Consider the following 23,311-nt stretch of genomic DNA (forward strand, 5'->3'; position numbering starts at 1 on the left):
ATGTTGGCAATGTCTGCTTCTGGCACAAAGCCAACTGTCAGATCTGATTATACCCAGAAAACGAAGTACCGTATTAAGTATGAATCATTACACATGCTGTGCTTGTGCCGAAGAGGCTCGGAACAGGAAGCGAGCCTCTTCGGCGAGATTGTCAGTTTCTCATAAACTGTTAAGAGGTTGATCGAGACCTAATTTTTCTGCAAGCCGATGCAATGTATTTATTGTTACAGTTTCTTCTGCTTCTTTAAAAAATTCATTCCAATGTTTTCCGATAAACCACGAAAGTAATTCAAGTTCCTGCTCTGAAAATCTAATGTCCATTTTTACTCCATCTTTTTAATAATATTAAATCACATATATCTATTTTATTTGCCTGAATGTTTTACTCTCGATAACAACGATGCATCACGTAAATGAATACTTCCAAAAGGATTGAGAGAAACATCATTACTAGTGACTGTTACATAATCGCCAACATCTACATTAGATATTCTGCCCGCTTTTTCGCTATCGAAAAATACCTGAATTGTGCTGTCGCTATCTGGAATCACAATTTCAATGACAGGATTTCCCAGAGATAGTCTGATCCCCCCAACTTCGCCTCTTAATTCTAATGTATTACCTTTTAGCTTATGAGTAATTCTGACTTCATTTGTATTGAATTCGCGGTATAATTTTTGAGGTGTATAGGTGTAAGTCTCGACTTTAGGTCTTCTGTCTTCAATAACCGGAGGAGGGGAGATATGAGCATGAGTCTCAGTAGCTAAACGTGCTTTTATCTGCTTATCATTCTCTTCTGTTTTAGCTAGTACCCAACCCATCACGATAAAAAGCACTGCGAATATTCCTACAGCTTTAATTGCTTTTACATACCCGATGTTTTTATTATTGAAGCCCATGATAATTGTCCTTGTATATTCCGGTAATCACATTTTCTCTTTGTAAGATGATGAAGCCATCTTTAGGATGCTTAATCATATTCCGCATATTTACTAATACCGTGTTGTCAATGATGCCGTAATGTTCCAGATACGCAATGGCATTCTCTGTTGACGAGAGGGCTGAAGTATCATCCCGATAGTTATCTAAGCTGATCGGTAGGTTGTGAACTATATGCATATACTGAAACATGAAGTCATAACCCATTGTGTAACGACCTACATTATATTTTCCCCGATAGGGTAAATCTGAGTCGCAACTCCTCCAGTCGCCAGTATTGACGAGGGTTTGTCCATCGCTGGGAATTACCTGAATCATTCGCTGGCCTTGCGGTTGCTAAGGTCTGCGATACGTTTATTCGTCATATCGGTAAGGCAGTTAATATCTGTCTTGCAAAAATTATCTTTCTGTTTAATCCACTTACGCTGTTCCGGTAGTAGTTTCTTGCGTGTATCAGAACTAAAGCTTTTCCATAATACATTTAATTTTTTATCTGATTCATTAAATTTTTCTTGTACGTCTGATATTGTGTTTTTAGTATTATTTGTATTAATGGGGGGCGTTATATCAGCTTCGGATTTAGACTGTTTAGTACAGGCAATTTCCCAATTTTTTGCTGTATTGATAGCGATGTCATTAAACATAAGATTGCGAACAGATGTTCCTTTTACTTTCGCTCCCTCTTCCATAATTGTACGAACTTCTGGAGGGGCTTCGTTTATTTCCTTATCGAACTTAGCATTAAATTCTTTATCTTCTCTCATGAGTGCCAATAATTCAGCTTTGGTAGGTGCCCCTTGTGCGCACACTTCGCTTTCACTCATATTCTTAAGTGTTCTTATGCTATCCCATCTATGCGCAGGTATGTCGGAGACGGTAGCTGTACATTGCTTGTCAATATTGGCTTTAATCTCATCTGCCTGCTTACGAATGATCATGCGGGCGTTTGCTGGGTCATTGCTGTACATCGATAAGGCCAGAGGTTCATTCAACAGGATAAGGTTAATTTCCCCCATGTTCGGGCCACCGTTGGCACAAAGTTTGGCGGTTGGTAAGTTCATCAGCTCTGCAACGGAACCGATATTTTGAAACCCTCCAGCGTTATGAGAGTTGCCTGTCGCTAATACAGGTCCGGGTAGCATCATGCCAGTTAACACGCTGTATCTCAGTATGTCTCGTAAGTTCAAATGCTTCTCTCCATGCCGTTGTTTAATCATGTAGCTGCAGGTAATTGCCGCATGCTTAGCGTATCGAGTTTGAAGTGATAGTCAGCGTCATGCGTGTCCCTGATTTTACCTGATTGATCTGTTAAATCTATTAATAATCGATAATTGATCTATAAAAACGATCAATTGGTGAGGCAAGTACGCTAAGACTTGCGCTTAATGGATTGCGACTAGTTGATGTTTAATGTGGAGACCATAGTGTTGACTGCTTTAACGGAGGCCACGGCACAAGGTGTCACGAACATGAAGGAAGGGGATTGTGATGGGCTATCTTTAGTATTGAAAACGGGAGGATGGAGTACGCAGAACAACTAACATGATTTTGTAAGGTTTGTATGTTTCGCTAACACTAAACGTACGGTCATATTTTGCTATGCTGTTTTGCTAAGAATTGGGCGTCATTTTCCGGGTTACACAAAGGAAATGCAACGCAAGAACCCTAAACGGAGGAAGTTATGGCATCAGTATGTACGCTTGCCTGGGTCCACGGCATGGTTCAGGGGGTTGGATTTCGCTACAGCACGCAGCGCGAGGCGCAAAAGCTGGGACTGAATGGCTACGTCCGAAATATGGATGACGGGAGCGTTGAAGTGCTGGCCTGTGGTGAAGCGGAACAGGTGGAACAGCTTGTCGACTGGCTGAAAGCGGGAGGGCCGCGCAGCGCCAGGGTTGATAAAGTGCTCACAGAACCTCATCAACCCGACAGAGAATGGTCCAACTTCGGGATTCGCTATTAAATACACTTCACCGGTTTTGGCAGGCCGGCAATTTTTGTGGCCTGCTTAGCCGGGCCTTTTGGGAAGAGGCGGTACAAGTAACGGCTGTTGCCTTTTTCCTCGCCGAATTTGTTAGCCATGGCTTTGACCAGCATGCGGATCGCCGGAGAGGTATTGAATTCCAGATAAAAATCTCGCACAAAACGCACCACTTCCCAGTGTTCAACGGCAAGTGTAATCCCTTCTTTTTCGGCAATAATTACCGCAAGCTGCTCGCTCCACTCAGCGCTATTTTTCAGATACCCATCGGTATCTGTTTCGATAACTTTTCCTTCGAACGTCAACATAGTAATCCGGACTCTTATTCAAACTGGCCGCAGTGTAACAAATTTGGCTTGTCAGAAAAAACAAAGCCCCGCATGAGCGAGGCCTGGATTTAGCTGAGAAGCGCTGCCGTTAATCGCGGCTGGCGAAGCCCAGAATGCTCAGCAGGCTGATGAAGATATTGTACAGAGAAACGTACAGGCTCACCGTGGCACGAATATAGTTCGTTTCACCGCCGCGGATAATATTGCTGGTCTCAAACAAAATGGCGCCTGAGGAGATCAGAATAAACACTGCGCTGATAGCTAAATGCAACGCAGGCAACTGCAGGAAGATGTTCGCAACCATGCCAATCAGCACAACCACGATACCCGCCATCAGCATTCCGCCCAGGAAAGACATATCTTTACGGGTCGTCAGAACATAAGCAGAGCAGCAGAAAAATACCAGCGCAGTACCGCCCAGCGCCATGCCAATCACATCGCCCATACCGGCAGAAAGATAAGCATTAAGAATCGGCCCCAGGATATAACCCAGGAAGCCGGTAAACGCAAAGGCGGCAATAATCCCGGTTGGCTTATTTGCCAGACGGTAGGTCAGGAACATCAGGCCATACATGCCGACCAGCGTCAGAATCAGACCCGGAGAAGGCAGCATCAGCACGGTGCTGGCGGTGGCGACCAGCGCAGAAAAGGCGAGCGTCAGGCTGAGCAGAAAATAGGTATTACGGAGCACCTTGTGAGTGCTTAGCAGTGACGAACGGTCACGCGAGGAAGTAATTATGCGATCCATTCAGAAACTCTCTCTTATTACAGGTGTATATGGTGATGGAGAATAAGCGGCACCTTTATTGCGCGAAAGCTTTTTTACCCATCTTTACCTGTTGATATCAAACCATGCGTTCAGAAAATATTCCATAGCTCTAACTTATAGGTTGCTGAAAATTATTGCGTTATCGCGCGGTCATGACTAAGAGTGATAGCCCTACCGTCGTTAATAACTCAAATAAGGCGTGTTTAATGAAAGCAACCCACCACAACACATTTATCAAATCGTTTGTCGCCCTGAGCCTGATGAGCGCAGCTTCTGGCGCCTGGGCCGCTAACGTACCGGCAGGAACAGAGCTTGCAGCAAAACAGGAGCTTGTTCGCAACAACGGCAGCGAACCCGCTTCTCTCGATCCCCACAAAGTCGAAAGCGACGTCGAATTTAATCTCATTAGCGATTTTTTCGACGGACTGGTAGCAGTACGCAACGACGGTTCAATTGAGCCGCGTCTGGCGGAAAAATGGGAGGAGAAGGGCAACACCGTCTGGACCTTCCATTTACGCCCGGGCATTAAATGGTCGAACGGTCAGCCGATCACGGCTGAAGATGTTGTCTGGAGCTGGCAGCGTCTGGTTGACCCAAAAACAGCCTCCCCGTACGCAAGCTATCCCGGCAATATGCATCTTGAGAATGCGGCTGAAATTGCGCAGGGCACTAAAACGGCGGATACGCTTGGCATCAAAGCGCTGGACGACAGCACGCTACAGATAACCCTCACCCAGCCAACTGCCGCTTTTCTTTCCATGCTGGCACACCCGTCACTCGTACCTGTCGATAGAGCCCTTATTGAAAAATTCGGCGAGAAGTGGACCCAGCCGGGTAATTTCGCCGGCAGCGGAGCATATACCCCTACCCAGTGGATAGTGAATGAAAAAATCGTTGCTGAGAGAAACGCTCAATACTGGGATAATAAACATACCGTCATTAATAAGGTAACGTATCTGCCGATAAGCTCTGAAACGGCTGATATCAATCGCTACAAAGCGGGTGAAATAGATATTGTTTACACCCTGCCGCAAACCCTGTTCGCTTCCCTGAAAAAATCCATACCGGACCAGGTTCACGTTACGCCTAAGCTTGCGACCTATTACTTTGAGTTCAACACCACCAAAGCGCCATTTAATGACGCACGGGTGCGCAGAGCGCTGAACATGGCGCTGGACAAAGACATTATTGCGGACAAAGTTCTGGGGCAGGGGCAAATCCCCGCCTGGGTTATCAGCCAGAAGAAAATAGGTGGGGTGGAACTAAAATCGCCGGACTACGCAAGCTGGAGCCATGAGAAACGAGTCGAAGAAGCGAAAAAGCTTCTCGAACAGGCAGGGTACAATGCTTCGCATCCGTTAAGCTTCAATCTGCTGTACAACACGTCTGAAAACCATAAGCGCATTGCTATCGCAGTCAGTTCTATGTGGAGCAAAAACCTGGGCGTAGAAGCGAAGCTGCAAAATCAGGAATGGAAAACCATGCTTGATACCATGCACAGCGGCAATTTCGACGCGGTGCGCTACGCGTGGATTGCGGATTACGATGACGCCTCTACTTTCCTGAACAACTTCCGCACCGGTGACAGCGAAAACACTTCTCAATACACCAACGCCAAATTTGATGAAGCTTTAAGGAACGCCGCGAAAGCGGATAACGTTCAAGCGCGCGGTAAATTTTATCAGCAGGCGGAAAATCAGCTTGCCGAAGATGTACCGGCCATCCCGGTCTACCACTACGTGCTGGCTCAGTTGGTAAAACCTTTCGTGGGAGGATACGCGCCGAGTAACCTTGGCTTCTACTACACGAAAGATATGTACATCAAAAAACACTAAGTCCGCGCGTGAAAGGTGTTGTTAAACTAATCAAATTGTTGGCGTTTCAGTCAAATAACACAAAGTTGGCTGTTTTTCAGGCGAACGAACAAAATCGTGCTTTACATGAAGTATGGGTATGTTTATAGTTCGCCTCGTTGGAAGTGTGGCCGAGCGGTTGAAGGCACCGGTCTTGAAAACCGGCGACCCGAAAGGGTTCCAGAGTTCGAATCTCTGCGCTTCCGCCAACATTATCAAGGGGTTGCCGAAAGGCGACCCCTTTTGCTTTTGGGGTGTTGGTATAGTGTTGGTATATTCACTTGGTATATTTTTTAGTTTTTCCTCGTCTCCCTTAATTATCATTTAGTTTGTGTCATAACATATCTTTTACAACTTCCCATACTCCTCCTCGATTTGTTATTTGGTATACTAGCCACACTCTTTTGAAATGGAATGGAAGAATGCAAAAGCCAGGCTTAACTTATGCACAGATTCACGATCTTAGCATTAACACAGTCCAGATCGCCGCTGAGACTTATGGCTGGAAGCTTGGTTATGGCAAACTCAAAGAAGAGGATATACGCCTTCTTGAATCAGGTTCGTTTGGTAAGCTGCCGTGGGATGTTGTGTTGCGTGAAATGGGTAAGCCTGATGGACAAAATATAATTGATCTATCAATGCGCATTGTCGGCACTAATGATGTTTTTCCAGGTGGCGCGGCTCTCTGCCGGATTGATCAAAAAAGAGGGCGTTTTGAAATCTGTATGGTAGAGAATTTTTTGAAAACGCACGTAACGGTTCTTAGCCAGAAGGTGTGGTTATCAACGTTGATTTTTGCACATACCATGGCTAAGGCCACTCGGCATGATGAAATTCACATAATGAATCCCAAGCAACGTTATGTACGTCTTTATCGAAAGTATGGTTTTTTTGAAGATGCTACATGCTCTCCCAATCTAAGTGCTTCACTGGTGGATGTTGAAGAGGCTATACGCCGCGCCATGGAAGGGAAACTGTAATTTTTCTGCGCGGACCTTGCTCCACAAGGCATCTGCGATTGTCAACAACAGTTGATAAATACTATATAACCCTTATACTGCAACCAACAAGTTAACGAATCCGTTAACCCAGCAATTGACATATAAGGATCGCAATGATGAGCAATCAGGAAACCAAGTTCGATACGGTCGAAACGCTGGCCTTGATTGGTAGTGCTACAGCGTTCTGGCAGAGTGTTGATCCTGCGGTACTGGAAGCAATGTGCGAACCCGGAATGGATGATATCGGTGAGTTAGAGGCACATAAAGCTGCATAAGCTTCGTCGTACACACAATTAAAACCCACATATAGTGGGTTTTTTTATATCTGTTTTAATCATTTTCTCGTACCAGCGGAACATTCAGAGTCGGTGTTATCTTCACTTTGCGATCGTAGGTGTTCACCTGGCTTTCAGTCTTATGGCCAGAGAACAACTGCTTATCCCGGGTGCTTCCTTCATAGTCAGAAATCGCTTTGGCCTTGATGTCATGAAACGTTCCTGGAATTGAACGACCAATCTTCATTGCTGCTGCTTTCTTGGCTTTATTCCACCATGTATTGAACGTTTTCTTATTCATTTTTCCGCCGGATGGCCCTGGGATCAGATAACCGGCCGCTGACCGGTTAACCAGTTTTTGGGTGGCGATATCCACGGCCGTCCGCAAACGCGGCGACCACTGCTTAATTTGCTTTTTGCCCGTTTTGTTTTGCTCGATAAAAAGACCTTCGTCCCGTATATCTGACTGCAGCACATCAAGCACATCCCCCTCGCGCGCCGCGCACAGATAAGAGATCTCCATGGCAACCTGAATTTCTACGGGGGCACATTCATATATCGCCAAATAATCTTCATCCGGGATATAAACGTCCCGGTCTACCAGTGTGAACTTCCTGATCCCTTTACATGGATTTCCTTTGGTATAACCACGCTCAAACCCCCAACCAAACACACGTGACATGCTTGCTACTTCCTGGTTCGCCTGGTTCTTACTGCTTAGCCCGCGTTTATCCATGAAGATACGCACCTGTTCTATCTTTATGTCATCAGCCCGCATCTTTCCGAAAACGGCAAGCAACTGGCGCTGGTGCTGGTGATAATCTTTCTGGGTTCGTGGAGCTAGTTCGGTAAAAGCGGGGCTTTCAATAAACATTCCCCACAACTTGGCAAACGTCATCACGTCATGGCGCTTTGCTTTCTCTTCTTCATATCGCTGCCACAGTTTAGCAATGCTCGTCTCACGAATTTTCCCTAGTGAAACGCTATTCTTGGTACCCTTTGGTTTCCAGACATAGCTGTATTTATTTTTTGTAACACGTGGCGGGAGATGAGTATCTTTCGGATCTTTTCTTGGCCTGCCCATAGATAGCGTCGAAGTCTGGTTCTGTTGCAACATATTCATCAACCTTTGGTAATTCGGAAGTCCCCGGCAACATATTCCTGCGTAATACGATTGGGCGATTTCGACCATCCGTAGTGAATGGAATCCCATGACAGCGCAGTTGGCGTTGTTGCTGCGTATAACGCCTGTATCCGGTGATCTCCGCAATTTCCTGAGGTGACAGCGTAAGTTCATGCATGGGTCATCCCTCTGATGACCGGCCAGTTAAATTTAACTGACCGGATGTTTATTTGCTGAAAAAGGAAAATCAGTTTTGGATAAGGCGTTGCCAGATAGCTGAAACATATTTGGCCTGGTGATAAGCGTCGGCCAGAGCGTTATGTTGATCCCCTTCAAATGGAATCTCATAGCGCGGATTGATGCCCACGGCTTTTCCCATTTCTACGATGGTGCGCACGTCGCGGTCGTTCCGGAATTTCCACAGGCATGGAATATTTGCGCGATGATAAGACTGGCGAAGTAAAACGTTATCGAATGTAGCACCGTTGCCCCATATTTGGACGGTGCCAGGGCCATTGGCTGAATTTTCGCTGATAAAGTCATTAAACTGCAGAAGTGCATCATCTAGCGGGATGGCATCATCAATGAGTAGAGCTGAACGCGCTTCTGAAGATTGCTTCATCCACCAAAGTATCGTACCGGCGTCAGGTACACCGCCAAATTCCATAGCCGACTCAAGACCTATGACTTTGTAAAACTCTGAACCTGTCCGACCCGTATTCGGGTCAAAGAATACAGCGCCAATAGAAATAATCGGTGCGTCAGGATTAGATCCCATTGTTTCCGTATCTACCATCAAATGCGTGTAAAACTCGCTTTCTTCAATTTGATGACCAGTATCATTATTCAAGGGATCTGCCTGCTCACCAATTCCAGCACCGCTTTCAATTGTGTCATCTGCTGTTTCGCCCACTTGCACTTCATTGTCAGCTTCGGCTTCATCACCGTTATTTTCTTCCATCTGCACATTTTCGGCGGTCTCCGCTGGGGAAATTGCTTCGTTGATTTCATTCTTTGGCGCGGCATTAAACAGAGCGCTTGCGTCGAAAACGCCAGCGGAAATTTTCACAAGCTGATCTTCTGCAGGAGAGGCTGCAGGTGAAGGCTGTTTGGGTTCCGTTTTCACTGCGCCGCAAGCAATAGCTACGGTTTCAGCGGATGGGTTTGCATGGTTGGTTTCAACCAGGGTTGAGTTGATATAACCCTGCAATGCACCTGGTGTGCGCCAGAGTTCATCTGGGGCGGTTTTGATCATGGCAATGATGGCTGCGCGAGAGTAGTCCAGAATGCCAGCGCATTTATTCAGCCTGCCCAACCAGGCAAGATATTCGTCGTGAGAGTTAGGACGGGTGTCTCGAATCTCTTTGGCCCTGCGGTAAACACCTCCCTCAAGGTTGTAGATATCGAAATCCATAGATCGAGAAATAACTCCAAGGGCAATATCTAACTGCAGCGATTTCATGTCGTGAGTAAATTCGCTGCCACGGTCAGTCAGTTGTCCACCGCCAGCAGTTGTACCTGTCTCGGTTTTGAGTTTTTCACTGGCTGCTTCCTCGCGAACGGCATCGACCACTGAAAGGGGAGGTGCTGCTTTCATCATTGGAGTTACGGAGGAAATCCGGTTGCCGGCGACCCACTCTTTAACCAGTAGTCCGCGATCAATATGTGGAGTTTGCATCCAGGCTTTCATGAACTGCATCAACAAGCCCAGCTCAGGACGGGAATCTACCAGGAAAACCTTTTTCACCGCATCGGTAAATTTCCAGATACTGTTCGTCGAGAGGCTTTTAACCTCAGGCGTATTTTCGGCGGCCAGAAGCATGTTCTGGACATAATAGTTGTCCTGATCCAGTTCCAGTTCGGCTATCTGGATACGCTGAGCATGGTTTACGTGATGAGTAATATCATGGCAGATGAATTGGGATAGCAGCTTTTTGCGGAAGGATAGCTGCGCGACTGGGTGCTCCAGTTCATCCTCTGCTGGTGGCGGAGACACGCTTTCTGCAGCATTATTGTTTGGTTCGGTAGCTTCAATATTTTCTTCTGGCTCGCTAACAGGCGGCGTTTGCAAGATAGCCTGCCATGATGTTCCGTTCTCTGCCAGTTGGTAACGTTCGCACCAGGTGTCATCCAGCACACCTTCTTCCGGCAAATCGTCGACAACATGCCAATCTGTACGAACAGGAAGCTGGTGGTCGGCACCGCGACCCACTTCGATTCCGTTATCTTCCAGAATATTCAAAATTTCTCGCTCGGCACGGGAATCTGATTTTGCAGAGAGCCAGCAAAAGAGACTTTTGGCTTCAGTAGCTTTTGCTTTAGCTTTAATGAGATACGCGTATGTGTTCATTGCGTTTGGGTTCCTTAAGGTTGTAAGATACCCGCAGCCAGTGATTGCCGCCTTGGGTAGTGGTCATTGGTCAAAACTCGATTCCGGAAAGCTTTGGTCGGCTGACCGGGTACTTAACCCGCCTTGCGCGGGTTTTGTGCTTTATGGGGAGGGGCTTTTCCCGCTATGCAACTGCGACACCAGAACACCACTCAGTGCATTCAGGACAGGTTCAAAAGTGCTGTTCGTGGGTATTTTGCTGACCGCGCGAATAACTTCCGATACTGAAATTTCTTTATCACAAAGGCTGTAACCGCCGCCCGGGCCTCTTTGCGAGACAACTATTTTCCCGGCGCGCAGCTTCTTGAAAATCTGCTCGAGGTAAGAAACAGACAGCTTCGTTTCTTTGCTCAGTTCGGTGAGCGGCACAGGTGTGCCGGTATACATACGATTCATGGTTGCAACAACTTGCACCGAAGCCATTACTCTTTTCATTCCAAATTCCATGATATTCCTCGCTTTGGCCAGTTTGGCCATTGGTCAAAACTCGATTACTTCTTTACTTCAGACTGTTGGTCGGCAGTCGGATCGCCCTTCTGGGCCAGTACATAGCAGAGCTTGCGAATCAGAACCTCAACGAGGTTGAGCTGGACTGCCTGGCAGCGTGCTGGTTTGCGTGCGAAATCAATCATGTCTTTCCCCTTACCAAACTTCAGGCCAGCCTTTGATAACGGCGGCCGTGCCTATTTCCGATGGATTTTCATCGGGGTTTAATCTGCGGTGCATGCCATCAGCGATAAAATCCGCCTCTTTCCAGTCATGCGCCTTGACGCGGTAAGTGCTGTAACCTGAATCGCCGCTGATCACGACTGTAAATTGTTTCTTGGCCATGGTTATCTCTCGTCGTTTTGCCCTTATCGCCAGGCTGGCGGAACGTTACTAAACCTGCTGCGCGTTAAACTGTGCCATCTCATCCGGTGCTTCATATGCCGCCGGCAGCTACTCTCGTGGGCATCCTGCCTTGATGACTCGTTACTGCGTTTTGTGTTTATAGTTAACCCTAAAATGTGTTTACGTGTCAACACGTGTTGTGTTGGTGACGAGTAAATTTATTCTATGATTATTTTTTCGGGAGGAAGGGACGAAAAAAAACCAGCACATTGGCTGGCTTAGAGGCAGAAGGAAGAGTTATTCATCGGCTGGCTTGTATCGCCCGCGAAGATATTTTTCTACATAGTCATCAATCTCTTTCAGACGCACCTGGAACAAATCGTACATTCTGTCTTGCTCCGCCTCCGGCAGTTGATCGTACAGCGCTAGTAGCTTTCGATGTTTGGGGGTGAGCCAAGATTCAGTAATATTTTCACCAAAGACCAGTTCTACCGGGCTTATACCAAGCGCCTTGGCAATAGTCGCCGCATCATCTATGCCAATGTTGCGGCTGCCTGATTCATAGTTCCCTATGCGTGACTGAGCCCACCCACATAGATCAGCGAGTTTCTTTTGGGATATTCCCTTTTGTTCTCTCGCCTGTTTCAGACGAGCAGCAATCGTCGCATTCGTATTCATAACCATTTTTTACCACGTACTGTGTTATCTCACAAAAAACGTTATGTGTTGACATTCTAACACGACGCGTGTTTAATCTTCGCAAACAGACATTGTGAGGGGTTTATGAACAACATCGCAAAAGAAAGACTGGCGCTTGGATTGACTCAGGATCAGTTAGCTTCCTTGTTTGGTTGGCGCCAGTCGAGAATCTCTAACTACGAGAATGGTTCTCGTAAACCTACGTTAAGTGATTGCCGCCTAATCGTGGAGAAACTTAATTCATTAGGCAGCAATTGCACGCTCGATAGTATCTTCCCGCCCGAGCAAGAGGAGATTTAACCGTGCATTTAATAACTGTCGAACATCATAACCAGCGGAATACATTTTCGCTGAAAACAGAAAATCAGTTTAAACCCCGTCGCCGCGATAACGGTAAGCGCCAGGTATTTTACAACGCCGTTCGTGAGTGGGAGCAGGTTCTGCCGGGTCAGGCTCAGGAGCGGATTGCTCAGCTAGTTGCGGCGCAGTGGGAGAAGATGCAAGGGAAGGGCATCACAGTAAACAAGCAGAACCTATTCCGCTATCTGAAAAATGAAACTGCTTCGGACAAATACAACAGCTATGTGATGCAGCTTGCCCCGGCGATCGCACAGGCCATGCCAATTGAGATCGCACGAAAATATGGTTTGCGAAAGGGGATGACTGAAGCGGAGCTGGTGGCTCAGGCAATCAAAGAATGTAGCGAAGCACATCAGGCAAAGTTACTCGGTGCGCCCTTGCAAAAACTGGAAAAAGAAGTGCGCGAGGCGGCGGTTTCTCTATTTAACATGCTGCCCGCAGAAGCTGTGGCACCGCTACTGGCGAGCCTTAGTGCTGTAACACAGCAGTTGTTTTAATCGAGTTTTGATCAATGACCAATAAGCCCAGCACCACCGGGCATCAGGAGTAAACATGGCCGCGCTGCCTTACATGCAACTTTACATTGCTGATTACCTGGCGGACACCATGCATCTGTCAACGGAAGAGCACGGTGCATACCTGCTTCTCATGTTCAATTACTGGCAGACGGGCCGGGCTATTCCCAAAAGCCGTCTTGGGAAGATTGCTCGCCTCAGTAACGACCGTTGGATTTCCGTTGAAAGTTCGTTGGCTGAGTTTTTCAACGACAACGGCACCGAATGGGTACATGAACGAATTGAACGTGACCTTGAGGGCGTCCGATCATCGCTTGAGCAAAAGTCAGCAGCAGGAAAAGCGTCTGCAATGGCGAGAAAAGCCAAAAAAACAACACCAACCCAACGGGGCGCTAACGGTCGTTCAACGGTCGTTGATTCCCCGTTACAACGAGAGGGCAACGAGAACCCAACGAATAAAGATCCAGATAAAGATACAGATATAAAACATAAAAACATTATGTCCGGAGCTGAAAAAAATCAGCACCAGACAAGAGCGGCAATCCCGCCGGAAGAGATTTTTATTTCTCTGCCGCTGATCGGTGGAATGGCTTATCCGGTAACGCTGGAGTACCTCACCAGCAGATCCAAACTGTACCCCGCTGTCGATGTTCAGCAGGAGTTTCGCAATATGTTTGGCTGGCTGGAAAGCAACCCCGCCAAACGCAAGACGCCAAACGGCATTAAAAAATTCATCACAACGTGGCTCCAGAGGTGCCAGGACACCCCACGAAACAGGCAGGTGACAAATGGGCAAAATAATTCAGGTTCCGGCGGTTCAGCAGCAAACGCAGTTCGCGCTGAGCGAGAGCGGAGGGAGCGGCAGCAACCTCAGCACGGCGGAACAGAGCGCGTGGAAGGTATGGGAAACGCTGGCGGAAGTGTATGGGAATCGCTGGGTAACGAAGAATGGATTGAGTCCGTCAACGCTATGGGTGAGGCAAGTTTCCGGGATGACGGCAAATCATCTGAGTGAAGTGTGCTCGCGGCTGGTTGAGCAATGCTCAGCGGGTAATACATGGCCGCCTGACTTGTCGGAATTTATAGCGCTGGCCTCCCAGTGTGCAGGAGGAACGTTTGGGTTAAGCATGGCGGATGTGACAGCAGAGTATGCGCGCTGGAAAAGCGAAGGCTGGAGATTCAGTTCTTCAGAGGAGTTCCCCTGGAAACATCCGGTTCTGTATCACATCTGCGTTGAGATGCGCCGGGAATGCGTTGAGCGAAAGCTGTCGCAGCAGGAAATGGACAAACTGGCCGCTCTCAAGTTGACCAGGTGGGAGAAGAAAGTTGCGGCAGGGTATTCAATCCCGCCTATCAGGAGAAAAATCGAGGCCAAAGCGGCAGCCGGCGCCCCGACTCCAGCACAGAAGTTGCACGAAGAGTATTTACGACGAAAGGCTGCAGGAAAGATTTAACCAATCGAGTTTTGACCAATGACCAAGGACTATTTCATGAAAACTGAGAAGCGTCAGAAGATAACCAAACCAACTGGCCGCCAGATGGTTGAAGCATACATTCGCAAGCACGAAGGTTGCACGCATACCGAAATCGCCAAAGCGCTGAAACTTAGAACGGTCACCGTCGGTTCAGCCCTGGCTCTGCTTAAACGTGACCGAATTATCGAGAATCGCGGCATACAGGGACAAATGACCTATCACCTGATCCCCGCAGCGAAAGAAACAAACCAGCCCGTATTCGGATTGAGCCCCAACATGGCCCTGTTAAATCGCTTACTCGCTGAGGTGCGCGCATGAACAACCAGAGCAATAGCGAAATAATCAAAGCAACCCGCGAATTCCGCGATGTGATGACCGCTGACACTGCGATTATTGAGATCGCGAAAATGCTTAGCACTTCGGCTGATCGGCTTGACGTGACGACCGCGGCGCTGCGTGAGAAGACCAGGCAGTGTGACGCGCTGGCGGAGGCCAATCAGCAACTGGCAGCGGAGAATGCAGGGTTGAAGGAAATTATCGAGCAACACGCAAATAGCATTGCTGTATGCCCAAACTGCTCCCATGAAGAGCCATGCGAAACTGACGATATCGTTTCGTCTTACCGAAACATGGAAACCCCGACCACCGCCGCCGCTATTGCAGAGGTTCAGGCGCAGGGCGTGGAGATGTTCGCTGCGTTCTGCTCTACAGCAAACAGCGGACATGAAATCCACCCTGACATTGAAGAGATTATGTTGTTCGCCGCCGAGCTGCGCAAAGGAGCTGCCGTATGAGCAATAACATCGAGCTTATGCAGCACGCGCTTGGCATCAATGAGCGCAACCGCGAACCGTACCGCAACTATTTCCTCGCTGGCGATGGGCATACGGATGATTCGAAGTGGCAGGAACTGGTTTCACATGGTTTCGCTACCTCACGGCCTGCACCTGATTTTGTTGGTGGCGGAGTTCTTTATCACGTTACAGATAAAGGCGAAGCATTGGCGATTTCAGCCCTGCCAGATCCGAAGAAGCGGACGCGATATGGCGAATATCTGCATGCTGATTACGGTCACTCGTTTGCTGAATGGCTTGGCATAAATCTCCCCGAATTTGAGTATCGGGAAACCGGCTTTCTGACCGGCAAATATGAATACCGCATGCTGCGACGCTGCTGGGATTACAGCACTGATATAGCCGGCGACTGGTGCGAGACAAAGAAAGTGGCAAAGGCAAGCTACAAAGAAGCTTTGAGAAAGCGTCGGGAGGATATGCAGCATGACTAACACAGCAGAGGTGAAGCCGTTAAGTGAAGAAAATGCGTTGCGCGAGCAGGTTCGCCAGCAGCACGCAGAGTGGTCGCAGGCTACTTTTGGCAATGTCGGGCCGGTTGGCCCGTTGAAGCATCTCAGTAAAGAGGCGCTGGAAGCCGCGGCGGAACCAGGCGACTTGTCTGAATGGGCCGATATGCAATTCCTGCTTTGGGACGCCCAGCGCCGCGCTGGCATCACAGACGAGCAAATTACCCTGGCGATGATTGAAAAGCTCGCTGTGAACAAGTCTCGCCAGTGGCCTGAGCCAAAAGACGGCGAACCACGTCTGCACATCAAAGGAGCAAGCCATGAATAAGGGAACAGAAGCGCTGATTGCCAGAATCAAAAGGCAGACCGAAAGCTTTGACACTGTGGTGCTGAAAGAGGATGAAGCTAACGCGCTGATAGCGGTGCTGGAGCAGGCGCAGATGCGTATCGCCAACCCCGATAAATGGACGCGCGACCTGGAAGAAACCCTAATTGCGGCTACTGACCGTAACACTGAGATGGAGGCCCGCTTAGCAGAACTGGAGATATCATGCGACAGAAACTACATAGACGGCATGAACGCTGGATGGGGATACTGTGAAACAGGTAATAAAGAGCGCTTCGATGACAGTATATCACTGCGTTCTTACCTGATACGCGCTGCTGGCGCCCGGGTGGAGGGCGAGTGATGTTATCAATCATCTACGCAGTTGTGATTATCTTCTTGCTAGTGCTGTGCTGGAAAAAAGGATGAATGATATGGATGCAATGCTGCAGTACGCCACTCGTCGCATCGTCGAGCTTGAGGCTCTCCTGCTGGTGGACGTGCAGGTAACAGTATGGCCCGCCGAAGTAAGCATGGTTTATTCGCAAATCGAAAGCGCCGGGAATCTGCCGGCGCACCACCAGCGCCGCCTGAAGCACCACATCAACAGAATGTGGCTTGAAGAAATGCCGGTACCGTCAATTGTCACTGCTGCCCGTTTGCTGGCCGCCGCAATGGAGAACTACGCGTGAGAGAAATTATTGTTGATAACTTTGCCGGCGGCGGCGGGGCCAGTACAGGAATAGAGATGGCTACAGGACGGAGCGTGGATATAGCGATTAACCACGATGTGAATGCCGTTGCTATGCACACAACGAATCACCCGGACACGCTGCATTATTGCGAATCGGTCTTTGATGTTAATCCCCTGGCAGCGACCGCTGGCCGCCCGGTAGGTCTTGCCTGGTTCAGTCCGGACTGTCGGCACTTTTCAAAAGCCAAAGGCGCAAAACCTGTTGAGAAGGAAATCCGCGGTCTGGCGTGGATCGTCATTCGCTGGGCGCTCGCAGTGCGGCCGCGCGTGATGATGCTTGAGAACGTGGAAGAGTTCAAAACGTGGGGGCCATTGCTGGCTGCTGAAATGCGTCCGGACCCGGCGCGCGTCGGCGAAACATTCCAGGCATTTGTCGGCATGCTGACTGCCGGCATTCCGGCAGATCACCCGGCGCTGGCGGAATGTTGTGAGTTTCTGGCTATGTCACCGGAAAGCGTGCAGGCGCAGCGGCTGGTTTCCGGGCTGGGTTATGATGTCGATTGCCGTGAGCTGCGGGCATGTGACTACGGCGCGCCGACTATCCGCAAAAGATTTTTCATGGTCATGCGCTGCGACGGGCAGCCGATTACCTGGCCGGAAAAAACGCATGGAGACCCGAAGTCAGCAGATGTTATTTCCGGCGTGCTGGCACCGTGGCGAACGGCAGCGGAATGCATCGACTGGTCGCTGGATTGCCCATCCATCTTCGACCGCAAACGCCCGCTGGCGGAAAACACGCTGAAACGCATTGCGCGTGGAATACAGCGTTTCGTTATCGACAGCGCATCACCGTTTATCGTGAAGTGCAATCACACCAGCACCCGCAGCGAATATGATTGTTTCAGGGGGCAGGAACTGGCGACGCCGCTGCAGACGATTACCAAAACACACGGCTTCGCAATCGCGGTACCGCATCTTACAAAGTTCCGTACTGGCGCGACCGGGCAGGAAGTAACGGAGCCAGTACCGACAGTAACCGCTGGTACGTCAGTGCGGCCCGGCGGCAATGGTCACGCGCTGGGGATGGTAAATGCTTCGCTGGTGCCATTTATCGCTGGCGCTGGTGGACCGAAATATTCGGCAAAGCCGCGTAGTGTGGAGCAGCCGATGCATACACTCGTCAATACTAATCATTCCTGCGTCATAGCGCCGGTTATCGCCCGGCAGTTCGGTAACAGCATCGGGCATCGCGCTGATGAACCGAGCGCGACGGTCACGGCTGGCGGTGGCGGTAAATCGCAGTTAGTGACGCCTACATTGATCCAGATGGGTTACGGCGAACGCCCGGGGCAAGAGCCGCGCGTGCCTGGACTGCATAAGCCGCTGGGTACCGTGGTCGCTGGCGGTGGTAAGTTCGGGCTGGTGGCCGCGAATCTGGTTAAGCACTTCGGCGGGAACTATAGCGGGCCGGGCGCCGCGATGGATGCTCCGACGCACACGGTCACCACCACGGATCACCATGGTCTGCTGACATCACATTTGGTGATGTTGCGCGGTACCTGTAAAGACGGGCGTGTAGTTGATGCCCCGTCGCCGGGCCTAACTGCTGGTGGCCTGCACGTTGGAAATATCGAAACTCATCTGGCGGTTGAAGCCTACGACGAACAGCGCGCCGAGCAGGCGCTGGCGTTCCTGCGGGAATACTGCGGGGAGGATAGTACCGGGCTGGTGGATATTGACGGCGTGACGTATCGAATCGTTGATATCGGAATGCGCATGCTGCAGCCGCATGAACTCTATCGCGCACAGGGATTCCCGGAGTGGTACATCATCAACATGGACTATCGCGGCGTGAAGTATGCGAAGGATAAGCAAGTCGCCCGCTGCGGCAATGCGGTGCCGCCACCGTTCGCCGAAGCGCTGGTGCGGGCCAATCTGCCAGAGCTATGCCGGTGCGATATGTTCGCAGCATAATCCCAGCCCCTTTAGGGCTTTTAAGTGCTTTGCGGGAGTGCATATCACTTTTGAAACGTTCACTTAATTAAACTAAATCAACAATCTTCTTCTGTTTTATTCTTGTTCATTCGAAAAAATGCTGGTAGCAGGACTGAATAACTGGGGTACATCACATGGAGATTGTGACACTCGCGAGCAGGTACAGGCTATATTCAAAGCCATACTCGCCACAGCCCAACAACAGGAAAATTATGAGCACACTAACAAAAGAATGGCTACTGCAGACAATCGCAGATCTGGAAAAAGAGTGCAATGCGATACCCGGCGTTCAGAATCATGATGCGAATAATGCTCTGGAGGCAATGAAGCTGGCTCTGAGTGTGTTAGAAGCGCGGGGTGAGTTACCTCTTCCGGATTCGCCGCAGCAAGGAGAAGTGGACTTCGCTACAAAAGTGAAAGCGGCGCTGAGTGGAATGGGTGATCGTCAGAAGTAGGCTTCCGAATGCAGACATTGAAGTTAATAACCTGCTGAAAATATTAAAAAACAAAACCAAAGGCCCTTCGGGGTCTTTTTAATTGCATTCGTAAAAGATAGCGTTAATAATAACTGTATATTCATACAGTGATGCGATTCAGGAGGAACCATGAAAGTTGAAGTCACGATCGACAGAACCAAAAAATTACCCGCTGGCGCTATCCCCGCACTGCAGGAAGAACTGCAAAAAAGACTGGCGCGACGCTACGAAGATTGCCACATCATAGTCCGTCAGGCGGGTTCTGATGGATTGTCCGTTACTGGCGTTGAAAAAGACGATAAAAAACTGGTCGAGGAAATTCTTAAGGAAACCTGGGAGAGTGCGGACGACTGGTTTGAGGTTCATTAAAAAAATAAGCAGGTCAGTTTCATCCAGGATTAGTCAGGCTTGAAGGGGGTTAGTTTGATAGTACAAGAAGAATTACCAGAGACAGGCTACGCGGTTATACGCTGCCACGATTATGCTGTGGTGGCGAAGTTCGGGAGTTTCCCGGACGGATGCCGCGCCCTGATGTATCGTCGTGGTGACGAGATATCCTTTGTCCCCCTTCATCCGGAAGACATTGTTGGAACGCCCACACTGTTTACTCAGATGCTTGAAAAAGCGGGCTACAGAATTACACACCGCTTTGATACACTTCATTCGTAGGCCTGAACAACCTGCACCTGCTGCGCCACGGAGACTACCATGGCGCAAAAATCTTTCCAGAATACCTCCTCTCTGACGCTTTCCGGCGCCAGTGAATTTTTGCATGCCGCATCCGGACGAGGTGCGTCATGAAACAAGGCTGGTTCCAACACTCATACCTTTCTGAAGAGCAGGCTAACGAGCTGGTGGAGCGCTACGGCGCAAAAAACATCAAGACTGAGAAAAGCCTTTCTGCCGATTATAAAACCTGGACTGTCAGCGCGTTGCTGCCGGAATCTGCTAACCCGCCACGGGTAGACAGAACATACCAGAATCGATACTGGGGGTGAGCGTGAAAATCTACGACATCACACCGATTGGCAAGCCCCGAATGACGCAGCGCGACCGCTGGCACAAACGCCCGGCCACAACCGCGTACTGGGCATACAAAGACCAGGTTCGGTTGCTTGGCGTCACACTTCCCGAATCCGGATATCACATCACATTCGTTATTCCGATGCCAAAAAGCTGGAGTAAGAAGAAGCGCCAGCAGTTCGACGGCCAGCCGCACCAGGCAAAGCCGGACAAAGATAATCTTGAAAAAGCGCTGCTGGACGCCGTGTTCGATGAGGACAGCCACGTCTGGGATGGCCGTGTAACAAAGGTCTGGGGTGAAATCGGGCAAATCATTATTCGGGAGTGCGCTAAATGCGAGCTTTACTAAGACCGGTTGTTGTCCGTGAGCTGGGCATTGTTATGTTTCGCCCGGGCGCCGAACTACTGCCGCTGTTCTATGACCGCGTTCTTATCGACCGTGCGCCGGAGTACATGACAGAGTTGCCATCCGGCGAGCTGCCGGCGGCGCGGCAAACCCTGGCGGACGATGATGCATTACTCGGATTTTTCGACAATGAAAAGGTCATCAGCGCCGCTGGTGGCATTAACACGCTTGAATCCTGGCTGATGCGCCAGCCCTGCGGCTGCCAGTGGTCGCACTCCGATTATCACCATCACGAACTGAAAACGGCCCGGCTTCATAACGGCGCTTTAAAGCTGTGCTGGCACTGCGACACCAGGCTGGATGGTCACTATACCGAGCAACTGGTGAATATGGTCCGGGCGAACGTGTCAGCGTGGATTATCGATACGGCTCGAATCTCGTTTGGTTTTGATGAAAGCCACGTGCTGACACTGCCGGAACTTTGCTGGTGGGCAACGAAGCTTGAAGTGGTTGACGCTCTGCCGGAGGGCATGGCCAGGCGTGCGCTGCGTATGCCACAGGTGGTGGTGCGCTCAGTGACCCGCGAATCGGACGCTACACCGGAGTTGCCTGCCACCAGCATCGTGCAGGAAAAAGCTAAGCGCGTGCTGGCGCTAAAGGTTGACCCGGAAACCCCTGAATCCTTCATGCTGCGCCCGAAACGCCGCCGCTGGACAAGCGAGAAATACACACGCTGGGTAAAGCAGCAGACGTGCGCATGCTGCGGCCAACCGGCAGACGACCCGCATCATATAACCGGACTCGGCATGGGCGGTATGGCGACAAAAGCGCATGACTTATTCGTGATCCCTTTGTGCAGAAAGCATCACGATGAGTTACACGCAGACACTGTGGCATTTGAAAATAAATACGGCACGCAGCCAGAGCTGGTGCTGAAGACATTAGACCGTTCGCTCGCTATCGGCGTGCTGGCATAAGGAAAAAAGTCATGACACCTCGTCAACGTAGAGCTCACCGAACTGCGGTAGAACGCTTAGCAGTTGCACCACGTAAAAGTTATCTGGGCCGATTCACGCCACTCAATACTATTCAGTCTGCGTGGATTAAATCATTACTCACTACCTGGGGGGAATGTGTTGGCGGTAAAACAAGCGCCCAGTATCGTCTGGAAAACTGCAACCGCTTTATATTAAAAGCAAAAGAAGATAAATGGTCAGACAGCCAGCTTTCTCGCATCACAGGTGCGATAGAGCAGGCGCGAAAAGAGGGTTACAAGGGCAGGGAGGCGGTGCGCCGGGCGCATACGATTTTGTGGTCTGTCACGCTTAGCGACATGATTGCCGAGGCGGGCTGGCGGGACGATGCGGATCTGGTTGAAAAAGCTGTTTTGCAGACGTTTAAATCAGACGACCCGGTTTACATGATCGGTGTGAACTATTACACCACGCGCGCAAAAATTTCTGATATTGCGCGAGAGTTACAGCAAGCGGCACCCTGGCTGACAGCAGATAAAGCGCGTGAACGGGTGAAATGGTGTTTGCAGATATTTAGAGCGAAGGTTTTTCTATCCGTTAAGAATCTCCCTGACCCGGATAATTCTTAATAAAAGACTTGAAATTTACCCAGAAAAGTAAATAATCCCTTCATGCTTGGCAGAGCTGCGCCACGATGGCAGCGTCGAAAAGCTCACATATATTTAAAAACAAGAACCCGCTACGGCGGGTTTTTGTTTTTGGTATATCAAGGCAGCAATAATTTTCGATACTCTTTACCCCGAGTGTCGTTGTACTGATCTGTCATCTGCTGATACTTGTGTCCAAGAAGAGTTCGCGTGTCTATACCCTGAGCGCGATATAACCGCTCAGCTAACGAACGTTGTTCACGAAAGGGGGGCGGGGTGCGGTCTTCCTCAATACTTATTCCTGCCTGCTCCCTGCAGATTTTGAACCATCTGGAAATAGACCATGTGTTTACTCTTTTTCTGCGTGCACATTGCAGAAGTGGTCCCGAACTGCTGCACATGTCAACGACCTCGGAAAGGGATGTCGAAATAGCATCAAGCTTAAGGGAAAGTGGCAGCGCTATTTTCTCTCCGGTTTTTGCCTGTTCGATATGCAGGAAACCATCTTTTATATCGAGTTTTTTCATTTTCACAATATCGGAAGGGCGCTGAGCAGTGATCAGGGCCAGCAACATTGCGTTCTGGAAATATTCTGGTGCACGATATTTTGCGCAGCGGAATATTCGAAGCCACTCATCCAGCGATAGCCGAACTGTCTTAACGCTGGTTCTGGGAAATTTTGAAACCAGTGCGGGGTTGTGGCCGAGTGGAACGAACGATTCTCTCTGTGCCTCGATGAAGAGGTTCGATAAATTTATACGCAGGCGACGCGCAGAATGAGGTGTTTCGATAGCTTTTGAGTGAATAGCTTCGGTGATTTCTGAAACGGTGATGCTTGTAAGGAGCCTGCTCCCCCAGACATCTGAGCAAAAGCTGATGAGCCGCTGATAGTCAGAAAGGGTTTTGAGCTTTATTTCTCCGCGCTGGTGCCGAAAATTAACAATTGCTTCATAGCGAGTGAGCCAGTTTTTCATTTCAAATCTCCTTTAGTT

At 49.4% G+C, this 23,311-nt stretch carries 34 protein-coding genes, 1 tRNA gene and 2 pseudogenes; 22 read left to right on the forward strand and 15 right to left on the reverse strand.

Translation table 11 applies throughout. The annotated features are described in order from the left end of the window. Window positions 1-159: 159 nt before the first annotated feature. The 4 genes from MUA00_RS05025 to MUA00_RS05040 are packed head-to-tail and all read right to left on the reverse strand — an operon-like array spanning window position 160 to window position 2,096. On the reverse strand, window positions 160-321 hold the full coding sequence (locus MUA00_RS05025) for a hypothetical protein (RefSeq protein ID WP_271122007.1): 162 nt from the start codon (window positions 319-321) through the stop codon (window positions 160-162). A 44-nt stretch (window positions 322-365) separates the two neighbouring features. Continuing rightward, the gene (locus MUA00_RS05030) at window positions 366-899 is read right to left on the reverse strand and encodes an OB-fold protein (RefSeq protein WP_271122006.1); all 534 of its coding nucleotides are present in this window, start codon (window positions 897-899) and stop codon (window positions 366-368) included. Further along, complete coding sequence (locus tag MUA00_RS05035; protein ID WP_271122005.1) at window positions 886-1,257, reverse strand: hypothetical protein; 372 nt, start codon at window positions 1,255-1,257, stop codon at window positions 886-888. Before MUA00_RS05035 ends, MUA00_RS05030 begins: the two co-directional genes overlap by 14 nt. Beyond that, window positions 1,254-2,096, reverse strand: coding sequence for a lysozyme inhibitor LprI family protein (locus tag MUA00_RS05040; RefSeq protein WP_271122004.1), 843 nt, complete (start codon window positions 2,094-2,096; stop codon window positions 1,254-1,256). The genes MUA00_RS05035 and MUA00_RS05040 overlap by 4 nt, the downstream gene beginning before the upstream one ends. Before the next feature lie 524 nt (window positions 2,097-2,620). On the opposite strand from MUA00_RS05040, the gene yccX reads away from it, so the two are divergent. Further along, window positions 2,621-2,902: an acylphosphatase gene (gene yccX, locus MUA00_RS05045; RefSeq protein ID WP_271122003.1), complete on the forward strand. Its 282-nt coding sequence runs from the start codon at window positions 2,621-2,623 to the stop codon at window positions 2,900-2,902. Here yccX and tusE read toward each other — a convergent pair. Further along, window positions 2,899-3,228, reverse strand: a complete 330-nt coding sequence (tusE, locus tag MUA00_RS05050; protein ID WP_271122002.1) for a sulfurtransferase TusE — start codon at window positions 3,226-3,228, stop codon at window positions 2,899-2,901. The two genes, yccX and tusE, sit on opposite strands and share 4 nt — an antisense overlap. 109 nt (window positions 3,229-3,337) lie before the next feature. Continuing rightward, the gene (yccA, locus tag MUA00_RS05055; RefSeq protein ID WP_271122001.1) at window positions 3,338-3,997 is read right to left on the reverse strand and encodes an FtsH protease modulator YccA; all 660 of its coding nucleotides are present in this window, start codon (window positions 3,995-3,997) and stop codon (window positions 3,338-3,340) included. Between the two features lie 281 nt (window positions 3,998-4,278). On the opposite strand from yccA, the gene MUA00_RS05060 reads away from it, so the two are divergent. The 4 genes from MUA00_RS05060 (at window position 4,279) to MUA00_RS05075 (ending at window position 7,147) form a co-directional block, all read left to right on the forward strand. Continuing rightward, entirely contained in the window at window positions 4,279-5,853 is a 1,575-nt protein-coding gene (locus tag MUA00_RS05060) for an ABC transporter substrate-binding protein (RefSeq protein WP_271122072.1), read from the forward strand. 139 nt (window positions 5,854-5,992) lie between these two features. Further along, window positions 5,993-6,080 (forward strand) — tRNA-Ser (locus tag MUA00_RS05065). Between the two features lie 213 nt (window positions 6,081-6,293). Continuing rightward, window positions 6,294-6,851: a hypothetical protein gene (locus tag MUA00_RS05070; RefSeq protein WP_271122000.1), complete on the forward strand. Its 558-nt coding sequence runs from the start codon at window positions 6,294-6,296 to the stop codon at window positions 6,849-6,851. Window positions 6,852-6,985: 134 nt separating this feature from the next. Next, complete coding sequence (locus MUA00_RS05075) at window positions 6,986-7,147, forward strand: hypothetical protein (RefSeq protein WP_271121999.1); 162 nt, start codon at window positions 6,986-6,988, stop codon at window positions 7,145-7,147. A 55-nt stretch (window positions 7,148-7,202) separates the two neighbouring features. On the opposite strand, the gene MUA00_RS05080 is transcribed toward MUA00_RS05075, so the two are convergent. From MUA00_RS05080 to MUA00_RS05110, 7 genes and pseudogenes are all read right to left on the reverse strand, one after another. Continuing rightward, window positions 7,203-8,231: a tyrosine-type recombinase/integrase gene (locus MUA00_RS05080; RefSeq protein ID WP_271122071.1), complete on the reverse strand. Its 1,029-nt coding sequence runs from the start codon at window positions 8,229-8,231 to the stop codon at window positions 7,203-7,205. Beyond that, the gene (locus MUA00_RS05085) at window positions 8,170-8,448 is read right to left on the reverse strand and encodes a DUF4224 domain-containing protein (protein ID WP_271121998.1); all 279 of its coding nucleotides are present in this window, start codon (window positions 8,446-8,448) and stop codon (window positions 8,170-8,172) included. Before MUA00_RS05085 ends, MUA00_RS05080 begins: the two co-directional genes overlap by 62 nt. Before the next feature lie 69 nt (window positions 8,449-8,517). Next, window positions 8,518-10,620 carry an exonuclease gene (locus MUA00_RS05090; RefSeq protein ID WP_271121997.1) on the reverse strand — a complete coding sequence of 701 codons (2,103 nt, stop codon included), beginning with the start codon at window positions 10,618-10,620 and terminating at the stop codon, window positions 8,518-8,520. A 141-nt stretch (window positions 10,621-10,761) separates the two neighbouring features. After that, window positions 10,762-11,106 carry an RrF2 family transcriptional regulator gene (locus MUA00_RS05095; protein WP_271130460.1) on the reverse strand — a complete coding sequence of 115 codons (345 nt, stop codon included), beginning with the start codon at window positions 11,104-11,106 and terminating at the stop codon, window positions 10,762-10,764. A gap of 44 nt (window positions 11,107-11,150) precedes the next feature. Further along, a pseudogene (locus MUA00_RS05100) lies at window positions 11,151-11,291 on the reverse strand (hypothetical protein); the annotation flags it as partial. A gap of 10 nt (window positions 11,292-11,301) precedes the next feature. Further along, entirely contained in the window at window positions 11,302-11,490 is a 189-nt protein-coding gene (locus MUA00_RS05105) for a hypothetical protein (protein ID WP_271121995.1), read from the reverse strand. Window positions 11,491-11,787: 297 nt separating this feature from the next. Beyond that, complete coding sequence (locus MUA00_RS05110) at window positions 11,788-12,168, reverse strand: helix-turn-helix domain-containing protein (RefSeq protein ID WP_271121994.1); 381 nt, start codon at window positions 12,166-12,168, stop codon at window positions 11,788-11,790. Window positions 12,169-12,273: 105 nt separating this feature from the next. Between MUA00_RS05110 and MUA00_RS05115 the strand changes: the two genes are divergently transcribed. The 13 genes and pseudogenes from MUA00_RS05115 (at window position 12,274) to MUA00_RS05175 (ending at window position 19,698) form a co-directional block, all read left to right on the forward strand. Further along, the gene (locus MUA00_RS05115; RefSeq protein ID WP_271121993.1) at window positions 12,274-12,489 is read left to right on the forward strand and encodes a helix-turn-helix transcriptional regulator; all 216 of its coding nucleotides are present in this window, start codon (window positions 12,274-12,276) and stop codon (window positions 12,487-12,489) included. Between the two features lie 2 nt (window positions 12,490-12,491). Further along, window positions 12,492-13,046, forward strand: a complete 555-nt coding sequence (locus MUA00_RS05120) for a toxin YdaT family protein (RefSeq protein ID WP_271121992.1) — start codon at window positions 12,492-12,494, stop codon at window positions 13,044-13,046. Window positions 13,047-13,101: 55 nt separating this feature from the next. Next, window positions 13,102-14,079, forward strand: coding sequence for a YdaU family protein (locus tag MUA00_RS05125; RefSeq protein ID WP_271121991.1), 978 nt, complete (start codon window positions 13,102-13,104; stop codon window positions 14,077-14,079). Further along, complete coding sequence (locus MUA00_RS05130; protein WP_271121990.1) at window positions 14,057-14,518, forward strand: replication protein P; 462 nt, start codon at window positions 14,057-14,059, stop codon at window positions 14,516-14,518. Before MUA00_RS05125 ends, MUA00_RS05130 begins: the two co-directional genes overlap by 23 nt. A gap of 36 nt (window positions 14,519-14,554) precedes the next feature. Then, window positions 14,555-14,857: a hypothetical protein gene (locus MUA00_RS05135; RefSeq protein ID WP_271121989.1), complete on the forward strand. Its 303-nt coding sequence runs from the start codon at window positions 14,555-14,557 to the stop codon at window positions 14,855-14,857. Then, complete coding sequence (locus MUA00_RS05140; RefSeq protein ID WP_271121988.1) at window positions 14,854-15,333, forward strand: hypothetical protein; 480 nt, start codon at window positions 14,854-14,856, stop codon at window positions 15,331-15,333. Before MUA00_RS05135 ends, MUA00_RS05140 begins: the two co-directional genes overlap by 4 nt. Next, on the forward strand, window positions 15,330-15,824 hold the full coding sequence (locus tag MUA00_RS05145) for a hypothetical protein (RefSeq protein WP_271121987.1): 495 nt from the start codon (window positions 15,330-15,332) through the stop codon (window positions 15,822-15,824). The genes MUA00_RS05140 and MUA00_RS05145 overlap by 4 nt, the downstream gene beginning before the upstream one ends. Beyond that, a pseudogene (locus tag MUA00_RS05150) lies at window positions 15,817-16,149 on the forward strand (DUF550 domain-containing protein); the annotation flags it as partial. The gene MUA00_RS05145 and the pseudogene MUA00_RS05150, both read left to right, overlap by 8 nt. 10 nt (window positions 16,150-16,159) lie before the next feature. Beyond that, complete coding sequence (locus MUA00_RS05155) at window positions 16,160-16,528, forward strand: hypothetical protein (RefSeq protein WP_271121986.1); 369 nt, start codon at window positions 16,160-16,162, stop codon at window positions 16,526-16,528. A gap of 70 nt (window positions 16,529-16,598) precedes the next feature. Next, window positions 16,599-16,856 carry a hypothetical protein gene (locus MUA00_RS05160; RefSeq protein WP_271122070.1) on the forward strand — a complete coding sequence of 86 codons (258 nt, stop codon included), beginning with the start codon at window positions 16,599-16,601 and terminating at the stop codon, window positions 16,854-16,856. Further along, window positions 16,853-18,832, forward strand: a complete 1,980-nt coding sequence (locus MUA00_RS05165; RefSeq protein ID WP_271121985.1) for a DNA cytosine methyltransferase — start codon at window positions 16,853-16,855, stop codon at window positions 18,830-18,832. Before MUA00_RS05160 ends, MUA00_RS05165 begins: the two co-directional genes overlap by 4 nt. A gap of 233 nt (window positions 18,833-19,065) precedes the next feature. After that, entirely contained in the window at window positions 19,066-19,308 is a 243-nt protein-coding gene (locus tag MUA00_RS05170) for a hypothetical protein (protein ID WP_271121984.1), read from the forward strand. A 150-nt stretch (window positions 19,309-19,458) separates the two neighbouring features. Continuing rightward, on the forward strand, window positions 19,459-19,698 hold the full coding sequence (locus tag MUA00_RS05175) for a DinI-like family protein (protein ID WP_271121983.1): 240 nt from the start codon (window positions 19,459-19,461) through the stop codon (window positions 19,696-19,698). A gap of 290 nt (window positions 19,699-19,988) precedes the next feature. On the opposite strand, the gene MUA00_RS05180 is transcribed toward MUA00_RS05175, so the two are convergent. After that, entirely contained in the window at window positions 19,989-20,135 is a 147-nt protein-coding gene (locus MUA00_RS05180) for a hypothetical protein (protein WP_271121982.1), read from the reverse strand. On the opposite strand from MUA00_RS05180, the gene MUA00_RS05185 reads away from it, so the two are divergent. Genes MUA00_RS05185 through MUA00_RS05200 form a run of 4 tightly spaced genes read left to right on the forward strand, consistent with a single transcriptional unit; the run spans window position 20,127 to window position 22,301 of the window. Next, on the forward strand, window positions 20,127-20,327 hold the full coding sequence (locus MUA00_RS05185; protein ID WP_271121981.1) for a hypothetical protein: 201 nt from the start codon (window positions 20,127-20,129) through the stop codon (window positions 20,325-20,327). The two genes, MUA00_RS05180 and MUA00_RS05185, sit on opposite strands and share 9 nt — an antisense overlap. A 2-nt stretch (window positions 20,328-20,329) precedes the next feature. Beyond that, the gene (locus MUA00_RS05190; protein ID WP_271121980.1) at window positions 20,330-20,701 is read left to right on the forward strand and encodes a RusA family crossover junction endodeoxyribonuclease; all 372 of its coding nucleotides are present in this window, start codon (window positions 20,330-20,332) and stop codon (window positions 20,699-20,701) included. Further along, a complete protein-coding gene (locus tag MUA00_RS05195; protein WP_271121979.1) occupies window positions 20,686-21,675 on the forward strand; it encodes a DUF968 domain-containing protein in 990 nt (329 codons plus the stop codon). The genes MUA00_RS05190 and MUA00_RS05195 overlap by 16 nt, the downstream gene beginning before the upstream one ends. An 11-nt stretch (window positions 21,676-21,686) precedes the next feature. Next, entirely contained in the window at window positions 21,687-22,301 is a 615-nt protein-coding gene (locus MUA00_RS05200) for a hypothetical protein (RefSeq protein ID WP_271121978.1), read from the forward strand. Window positions 22,302-22,438: 137 nt separating this feature from the next. Here the strand turns inward: MUA00_RS05200 and MUA00_RS05205 are convergent, their stop codons facing one another. Further along, window positions 22,439-23,293 carry a tyrosine-type recombinase/integrase gene (locus tag MUA00_RS05205; protein WP_271121977.1) on the reverse strand — a complete coding sequence of 285 codons (855 nt, stop codon included), beginning with the start codon at window positions 23,291-23,293 and terminating at the stop codon, window positions 22,439-22,441. Window positions 23,294-23,311 lie beyond the last annotated feature (18 nt).

The sequence above is a fragment of the Dryocola boscaweniae genome (assembly GCF_025215095.1).
Lineage (GTDB): Bacteria > Pseudomonadota > Gammaproteobacteria > Enterobacterales > Enterobacteriaceae > Dryocola > Dryocola boscaweniae.